This window comes from Bartonella sp. AC130YNZD, assembly GCF_042196865.1.
Taxonomy (GTDB): Bacteria; Pseudomonadota; Alphaproteobacteria; order Rhizobiales; family Rhizobiaceae; genus Bartonella.
The window spans coordinates 1-2,716 of the sequence record NZ_JBHIQZ010000078.1 but is presented as its reverse complement, the minus strand read 5'-3'; the positions used below and the strand labels follow the sequence as shown (position 1 = coordinate 2,716).

The following is a 2,716-nucleotide window of genomic DNA, read 5'->3' as shown; positions in this document are numbered from 1 at the left end:
GTTATGTCAAAGTATATGAGAGACAATAACCTTGAAGCCTGCCCCCATGGCTTTCGCTCTAGTTTACGCAATTGGCTCGCTGAAACAACCGATGCCCCCTATGAGGTCGCTGAAACTATTCTAAGTCATACAGTAGGAGGACAAGTAGAGCGTGCCTATCGTCGTACTGATTATTTAGAACAGCGCCGTGTCTATATGGATAAATGGGCGGCTTATGTCACTGGTCAATCTTAAGATATGGGGTGAATAACCCCATGATTTGTGGATAACTTTAGCTCTCTTGTCTCTCATTCTTTCTCAATAAGATTCATCACGTATCACATCAGAAATTGTATAATAAAATATTGTTTTCTATAAATAAAACATCTTTCTAAATGAACCAAAATGTGGTTAATAAATAGTTATGATTTGTTACCATTTTTTGATAGAAAGGATTTTAGTATGACAGAAAATGATATTCTTTTGACAGACCGTGAAAGTGCAAAATTGCTTCATATGAGTGTCTCAACATTCCGCCGTCATGTAACCAATGGATCTCTCCCAAAACCTTTAAAATTTGGTTTTTTATCCCGTTGGTTACAATCGGATCTTTTGAATGTCATCGAACAAGCAAAACAGCAACGTCAAAGTGACGCGGCATAAAAAAACCTTGTCACGTAAGGACGGACAAGGCTTTCTCAAACTCATCAATCTAGAGAGTGCACAATCCGTCCTATGACGCAACGTTATAGGATTAAAAATGATGTGTTCTTTTAAGAATGCGCAAGGTATCACACGTGCCTTGCGCGGGGTTTGGCATGGGCGTTATGGAACAGCCCGTTGCCCTGCTCATGATCAGTTGCGCTGCTGTCGTTTTGCGCTTACTTGGCTTGGTGAATCCTTTTATTTTTCAAGCGATTATCGACCGTATTCTCCCTTTTCAGCGTATTGAAAGTCTCTATGCTATCGTTGTCTTGATGGTTGCTATCATGCTGTTTAGCACGGCTCTTAGCAATCTATCTGGCTACTTAGGAGCTTATTTAGCCAATCGGCTTACGCTAGAATTTGGACGGCGCATTTACACCCATCTTTTAAGTCTCTCTTTGCCCACTTTACGCACTTGGCAAGTGGGAGAACTGTTTTCACGTATTTGAAAGAGAGAAAAATATAATGAATATGGATAACAATTTTATACTTTTGCACTTTTATAAATCAATATAATTAATAATATAATGAATAGCACAAGATAATATAACGACTAAAATCATTATTAATAGTGATTTCTTTATAGATGCTTCCCAACTATAGCTTTTAAATCTAAGTAACAAAGTACATGCAAAAAAAACCACAAAAAACCTATAAATTCTGGAAGAAATAATTTTGCAGTTTTATAAATAATCTCCATAATGAAGATGCTCCCTAAAATATGATTGTCATAAATATTATGATATCCCTGAAATCAATTTTTTCCATAACTTTTAATTATGATTACAATATTACTGATTTCAGGAATATATTGCTATCTATTTTCTACTAAATTAGAATCAGTATTCTTTCACTTTACCGATGATAGCAATCATCTATTTTATGAACTAAGATTGTATAACCTTCGCATACTACACCTCCTAATGCTCCAACGGCAGCGCCTTTTGGTCTTTTAATTAGACCCGTAAATCCCACTACTACTGCGCCTTTAAGATCATTTGCGACTACATCTAAGCATAATGCCCCACATCATAACTATCAGAGTGAAATCAATATGCACTCAGCAAATGGAGTAGTTGTTAGCGTATTGGAGAAGTTGATACAATTCGTATTTTTAAGAAAAAACTCCGTAAAAAATAAATTTATATGGATCTAGTATAAACCAATATATCTACGTAAATAATCAATAAGAGAATATAACATAAAGAACATAGCTATTTTAAATAATTCCCCCTTTGCATTTTTTTTCCAATTATGGGATTTGAATATATAAGGAATAATACATAAAAATCCAAATATAATTGTTGATATTAATGAAGTTGTAATACTATTAGAAAAATCTACCATTATAAAATCCAGCTCAAAATTTTATATTCCTGAAGTTTATTTTATATATATATCTATAAATATATGTCTGTAATGAAATTAACTTCAGGAATAATTTACTGGTTATTTTCTAAAAACAAATACCAGCGCTCTTTAATTTTTAGTGGCATTGTACCCATTTACCTATACCGGCTCCAACTGCCCCCGAACCTAAGCCACTTATTGCTCCTGCCAAAGCGGATGCCCCCACACCTTGTGGTCCTAATATAACACCTTTCAACGCATTGCCTGCTGCGTTTGCAACTGCTCCAACTGCAGCCCCTCCAATAATTGTAACAGCATAATCAGTAGGACTACATGTTTCATAATGAAACCAACTTGATGAATGTGAACTGCTGTGTGAATGTGAATTGCTGTGTGAATCATGTGATGAGCTTGAACTACCCATTTTTAGTCTCCTTTTAATTATTAAAAATAACTGTATCACAACGATACAGTGGAAAATTCATTATTGTTCATTTTATAATAAGTCAAACATAATTTGTAAAAATAATAATAAAAATACTGTATAAACAATAAATACATTATGTTTATATTATATTCATACAAAATGTATATTTTGTGTTAATATAATACTATTTACAATACTGTTTAAATATGCGACATCCATCGCTCTTTCTCTTAAACAAAATCATAAAATCAAATG

3 protein-coding genes and 1 pseudogene are annotated in these 2,716 nt (G+C 33.7%); 3 read left to right on the top strand and 1 reads right to left on the bottom strand.

Annotated features, from left to right (window positions below):
* The 3 genes and pseudogenes from ACFINU_RS09575 to ACFINU_RS09565 all read left to right on the top strand — a co-directional run.
* Positions 1-234 (top strand): annotated as a pseudogene (locus ACFINU_RS09575) (integrase); the annotation flags it as partial.
* A gap of 207 nt (positions 235-441) precedes the next feature.
* A complete protein-coding gene (locus tag ACFINU_RS09570) occupies positions 442-642 on the top strand; it encodes an AlpA family transcriptional regulator (RefSeq protein WP_007347209.1) in 201 nt (66 codons plus the stop codon).
* A gap of 134 nt (positions 643-776) precedes the next feature.
* Positions 777-1,133, top strand: a complete 357-nt coding sequence (locus tag ACFINU_RS09565) for an ABC transporter transmembrane domain-containing protein (protein WP_375618953.1) — start codon at positions 777-779, stop codon at positions 1,131-1,133.
* Positions 1,134-2,170: 1,037 nt separating this feature from the next.
* On the opposite strand, the gene ACFINU_RS09560 is transcribed toward ACFINU_RS09565, so the two are convergent.
* A complete protein-coding gene (locus tag ACFINU_RS09560) occupies positions 2,171-2,458 on the bottom strand; it encodes a hypothetical protein (protein ID WP_375618954.1) in 288 nt (95 codons plus the stop codon).
* Positions 2,459-2,716 lie beyond the last annotated feature (258 nt).